The organism is Kitasatospora sp. NPDC059747, from assembly GCF_042732955.1.
Classification (GTDB): Bacteria; Actinomycetota; Actinomycetes; order Streptomycetales; family Streptomycetaceae; genus Kitasatospora.
In genome coordinates this window covers 13,618-18,631 of record NZ_JBHWGV010000114.1, presented here as the reverse complement: position 1 = coordinate 18,631, position 5,014 = coordinate 13,618, and the positions used below count along the sequence as shown (strand labels likewise).

Here is a 5,014-nt window from a genome sequence, read left to right as displayed (position 1 = left end):
GGGGCGATGGGGTGGGCGCGGTTTTGAGTGCGGCCGCGCCCTCGTGTTGTCGGGGGCGCCCGCCCCCGGCCGGGGGCGCGGCGGGGCGGGGGCCCCCACGGCAGGGATCGGCGCAGGGGCCGGGCCGGACGAAGCGGCGAGAAGCCCGTGCGCACGCGGCCGGCGCCGAGCGGGGTAGCGCTCGGTGTTACCGGACGGTGGTGGCGACCGCGACGGCGACAGCGACGATCCGCGGCCGACTATGCGGCGGGCGGTCGTGGTGGCGTGTCGAGCGGTGCATGCCCATCATCAAAGCCCGGGGGACGGCCCGGGGCAAGCGCCTTCACCCGCCCTGACGAAGCACTGATGCGCTGCTGACGGGTCCTTGACGCCACCACTTCATGCCACCACTTCACGCCACCGCGTCACGCCCCCGCGCAGGAAGTCGACAGGGCCGACTTCCTGCGTGCGGGGAGGCGGACGGGACCGGCGGCTACGCCTCCTCGGCGGGGCCGTAGACGACGTGCAGGACGCCCGTCCGGAAGGCCTCGCAGCTCAGCAGCGTGAGCGGGAGCGGCGTGGCGGAGTCGGCGAACAGGCGCTGCCCGTGGCCGACCGCGATCGGGTGGACGAACAGGTGGAGCTCGTCGAGGAGCCGGGCGGCCAGCAGTTGGCGGACGACAGAGACCGAGCCGGACATCGCGACGGCACCGCCGGGCCCGCTCTTCAGCTCGGTGACGGCCTCGACGAGGTCGCCCCGCAGCTGCTCGGAGTTGCGCCAGGTGAACGTCAGCGGGGAGTGCGACACCACGAGCTTGCGGGCGTCGCCGAGCGCCTTGGCCATCCGGGACAGCTGGGACACCTCGGCGACCGCCGCCGCGACGTCGCCCGCGTCGACCGGGCCGCTCTCCCGGGAGGGCCACGCCCCGGCGAAGTTCTCGTAGGTGGCGCGGCCGAACAGGAGGGTGTCCGCCGAGCCGAGCCGGGCGTTGACGGCCGCGCCCAGCTCCTCGTTGTAGTACGGGAAGTGCCACTGGTCCGGCGCTTCCACGACGCCGTCGGCGGCGATGAACAGGCCGGCGGTGATCTTCCTCATGAGGTGCTCCCTACGAACTCGGTGTCGGTCGTCCCGTCAGGTTGGACCGGTCGCGGCGCCGGAACTCATCGGCGCGCGGCGAAGAGCCTGGAGGATCCGGTCTTCCTGCGCCGACGGGTCGTCGGCCGGGCGTGGGGTGGGTATGCTCCCCGCCGCACGACCCGGACTCGGACTCGCTTCGGAGGTACCCGTGGCCCCGCACGACTCCCTGTACGACGACGCGCTCGCGCTGGCCCCGGACCTGGTCCGGCTCCGCCACGACCTGCACCGCCTCCCCGAGGTGGGCCTCGACCTGCCGCGCACCCAGGAGCGCGTGCTGGCGGCGCTCGACGGGCTGCCGCTGGAGATCGGCCTCGGCGGCGCGCTGACTTCGGTCACGGCGGTGCTGCGCGGCGCCCGCCCGGGGCCGACGGTGCTGCTGCGCGGCGACATGGACGCCCTGCCGGTCGCCGAGAAGGCCCCGGTGCCGTTCGCCGCCGGGAACGGTGCCATGCACGCCTGCGGACACGACCTGCACACGGCGATGCTGGCCGGTGCCGCGCACCTGCTGGCCGCGCGGCGCGAGCGCCTCCAGGGCGACGTTGTCTTCATGTTCCAGCCGGGGGAGGAGGGTTGGGACGGCGCCGGGGCCATGCTCGCCGAGGGCGTGCTGGACGCGGCCGGCCGACGCCCTGCCGCCGCCTACGGCGTGCACGTGGTGGCGACGATGCCGCACGGGGAGTTCACCGCCCGGCGCGGCCCGATGATGGCCGCGTCGGCCTCGCTGCACGTCACCGTCCACGGCGCGGGCGGACACGGCTCGGCGCCGCACCGGGCGAAGGACCCCGTTCCGGCGGCCTGCGAGATGGTCACGGCCCTGCAGACCATGGTGACCCGCCGCTTCGACGTGTTCGACCCGGTGGTGATCACCGTCGGGCTCTTCCGGGCCGGCACGCGGCGCAACGTGATCCCCGAGACCGCCCGCTTCGAGGCGACCGTGCGGACGTTCTCCGCCGAGGCGCAGTCCCGGGTCGCGGAGGCGGCCGTCGAGCTGGTCGGGTCCGTCGCCGCCGCCCACGGGCTGCGGGCGGAGGCCGAGTTCCGTCCCGAGTACCCGGTGACGGAGACCGACGCGGCCGAGACGGACTTCCTGGCGGACACCGTCCGGGAGGTGTTCGGCGAGGAGCGCTTCCGGACGATGGCGAACCCGCTGACCGCCTCGGAGGACTTCTCCAGGGTCCTGAACGCCGTCCCCGGCTCGTTCGTGATGCTCGGTGCGGCCCCGAAGGGGAGCGACCCCGGGGACCGGGCCCCCAACCACTCGCCGTACGCGGAGTTCGACGACGAGGTGCTCGCCGACGGCAGCGCGCTCTACGCCGAACTCGCCGTCCGCCGCCTGGCGGTGTGACCGGGGCGGGTCCCGTCGGCGACGGCGAGACCCGTCGGCGACGGCGGGTCCCGTGGGCAACGGGACCCGCCCCGGGAGTCAGGTGCAGTGCACCGAGCCGGCCGCGACGACCCCGGCGCCGGAGAAGTCCCACGTCGGGGTGTCCCCCCAGCACTGGTGACCGCCGGCGTTGAAGTTCATGCTGCCGTGGTAGCGGCGGTCGTTGTGCACGTTCGGGGACACCTTGATGAACCCGGAGTCCCACCACCAGCTGCCGGCGTTGGGCTGGGGCGAGCCGGCGTTCGACGCGTGGTCCGAGCTGGACTTCACGTCGATCAGGCCGTTGTGCCAGTTGCCGTTGACGAAGTTGGTGTTCCAGATGTTGACCTCGGTGTACGCGACCTTGTTGGTGGGATCGCAGTAGTTCCAGGCCAGGTAGAGGTTGCCGATCGTCCGCCCACCGGCCCGGATGTACTGGCCGCCGCCGAGGACGGCGGCACAGGACGTGGAGCGGGCGTGTGCCGTGCCGGTGCCGGCGACGGCGAAGGTGAGACTGGTGGTGATGACGGCGAGGGTGGTGGATGCCGCGCGCACGCGGGCGCCGATGCGCATGATCCCCCCTGACGGGAGTCTGTGAGGTGACTGGGTGCCACCTGACGGCTACACGTCATGCTCGCACCGGGCCCGTCCCTGGTCCAGAGCCGTCACGGGCGGACCGCATCGCCGCGTTGGTCTCAGACGCCGAAGTCGAAGAAGGGGAGGCAGACGAACGGTGCGGCGTGCGCGGGATCGAGCCCGTTCAGGACCAGTTGGGTCACGTTGGGGTCGACGGCCTGGCCGACGTGCCCGGTGAAGTCCAGTCCGCAGACGTCCTGGAGGACGATGTTCGTGGTGTTCGGCCCGTCGAGCAGGCCGCTCGAGTACGGGGTGACGACCTGGTCGTAGCGGGAGACGATGCTGGTGTAGACGGGGCCGGGCACGGCCACCGGCCCGTCGTCGAGCTTCGTCAGGAAGGCGGAGCCGGGCAGGAAGTCCGCGCAGGCGCCGCAGCCGATGCCGTCGAGGATCGCCTGGAGGTGGATGGCGGAGGCGAGGGCGCCCAGGCCGTCGAGGGTGGTGCCCTGGAAGTTGGAACCGAAGCCGACGAAACGGTCGACCTTCGCGGCGCCGCCGAGGACCTTCATGTAGTAGGCGGGGACGGTGGTGCCCTCGGAGTGGCCGACGATGTCGACCTTCGCGGCACCGGTGGCGGCGCGGACCCGGTCGACGAAGGCGCCCAGCTCCGCCGCGCTGCCGGCCATCGGAGCCAGGCCACCCGCGAGGGGCCCGAGGACGGTCTGCCCGTACGTCTCGGAGTACGCGCAGTAGCCGTGGGCGACGAGGGCCGGGGCGAGGGTGAGGAAGTTGTCCACCCCGTTGCCGCCCATGCCGTGGACCAGCACGACGGGCTCGGGGTGCGCGGCGCTCGGGCGGCAGGACCAGTCGTTCCAGCCGGAGTTGGGGATGGAGGAGGTGGAGGCGGAGGCGGAGGGAGCGGTGGGGGCGGCCGAGGCGGTGGGGGCGGCGACGGCGACGGTCAGCGCGCAGACGAGCGCGGCGACGGTGCTCCTGAGTCGGTTGCGCATGGGGGAACTCCCTTGGGGGTGGAGGGGGTGCGACCCGATGTGAAAACGATGCGCTTCACATGTGGCCCTACCGGAGAGTAGGAGTAACTCAGGTACACTACAAGGGATCTGACAACGACTGTTTTCAAAGATCAACGCGGCCGCGATACTTGGTGCATGAGAGCCGGAAGTCGCTACCGGGGCCGGAGCGTCGACGAGCGCCGCGAGGAGCGGGAGCGCCGACTGCTCGACGCCGCACTGGAGTTGATGGGTGGCGAGCCCGGCTACCGGGGGACCACCGTGGCGGCTCTCTGTGGCGCGGCGGGACTGTCGACACGTCAGTTCTACGAGCACTTCCGGACGTTGGAGGAGGTGCTCACGCGTCTCTACGCCTCGGTGAACGACCGGGCGGAGGCGGAGGTGCTGGCGACGCTGGGCGCACTCGACCCGGCGGCGGCACTGTCCGCCCGGGTTCGGGCCGGCCTCGGCGCCTACGCGCGGGTGACGGCGGGCGACGCCCGCTGGGCGCAGATCGCCTACGTCCAGATCGTCGGCGTCAACCCGACGCTGGAGCGGCTCCGCGCCGACCGCCGCGCGCGCTGGGCCGCACTGCTCGCGGCCGAGGCGGACCAGGCCGCCGGTCGCGGCGAAGTGGCCGGCCGGGATTGGACATTGACGACCGCGGCGTTCATCGGCGCGGTCAACGCGCTCCTGCACGACTGGGCGGCGGGCTACGTCGCCGCCGAGTTCGACGAGGTCGTCGCCGAGCTGACGGACCTGCTCCTGGCCCGGCTCACCTACTGACCGATGGCCGGCTTCGGGCCCCGGTGTTTTTTGGGGCGGCACGTCGTGGTCCGACGGCTTCCGAAGCGCACCGCCCTCCCGCGCCGCCCCCGCCCCCCCCGGCGAGCGGCCCCCCGACCCGCGCAAGCTGCCGCGCACGGCCGCCGCCGAGACGCTGGCCACCCT

Annotated in this window: 5 protein-coding genes; 2 read left to right on the top strand and 3 right to left on the bottom strand. The window is 73.1% G+C overall.

Features of this window, described 5'->3' with window-relative positions; translation table 11 throughout:
* Positions 1–472: 472 nt before the first annotated feature.
* On the bottom strand, positions 473–1,075 hold the full coding sequence (locus tag ACFV4G_RS34865) for a dihydrofolate reductase family protein (RefSeq protein WP_380446198.1): 603 nt from the start codon (positions 1,073–1,075) through the stop codon (positions 473–475).
* Between the two features lie 190 nt (positions 1,076–1,265).
* Between ACFV4G_RS34865 and ACFV4G_RS34860 the strand changes: the two genes are divergently transcribed.
* Entirely contained in the window at positions 1,266–2,462 is a 1,197-nt protein-coding gene (locus ACFV4G_RS34860) for a M20 family metallopeptidase (RefSeq protein WP_380446197.1), read from the top strand.
* A 78-nt stretch (positions 2,463–2,540) separates the two neighbouring features.
* On the opposite strand, the gene ACFV4G_RS34855 is transcribed toward ACFV4G_RS34860, so the two are convergent.
* Positions 2,541–3,053 carry a hypothetical protein gene (locus ACFV4G_RS34855; protein WP_380446196.1) on the bottom strand — a complete coding sequence of 171 codons (513 nt, stop codon included), beginning with the start codon at positions 3,051–3,053 and terminating at the stop codon, positions 2,541–2,543.
* 122 nt (positions 3,054–3,175) lie between these two features.
* Positions 3,176–4,066, bottom strand: coding sequence for a lipase family alpha/beta hydrolase (locus ACFV4G_RS34850; RefSeq protein WP_380446195.1), 891 nt, complete (start codon positions 4,064–4,066; stop codon positions 3,176–3,178).
* A 156-nt stretch (positions 4,067–4,222) separates the two neighbouring features.
* On the opposite strand from ACFV4G_RS34850, the gene ACFV4G_RS34845 reads away from it, so the two are divergent.
* Positions 4,223–4,849 carry a TetR/AcrR family transcriptional regulator gene (locus ACFV4G_RS34845; RefSeq protein WP_380446194.1) on the top strand — a complete coding sequence of 209 codons (627 nt, stop codon included), beginning with the start codon at positions 4,223–4,225 and terminating at the stop codon, positions 4,847–4,849.
* The last annotated feature ends 165 nt before the right edge of the window (positions 4,850–5,014 follow it).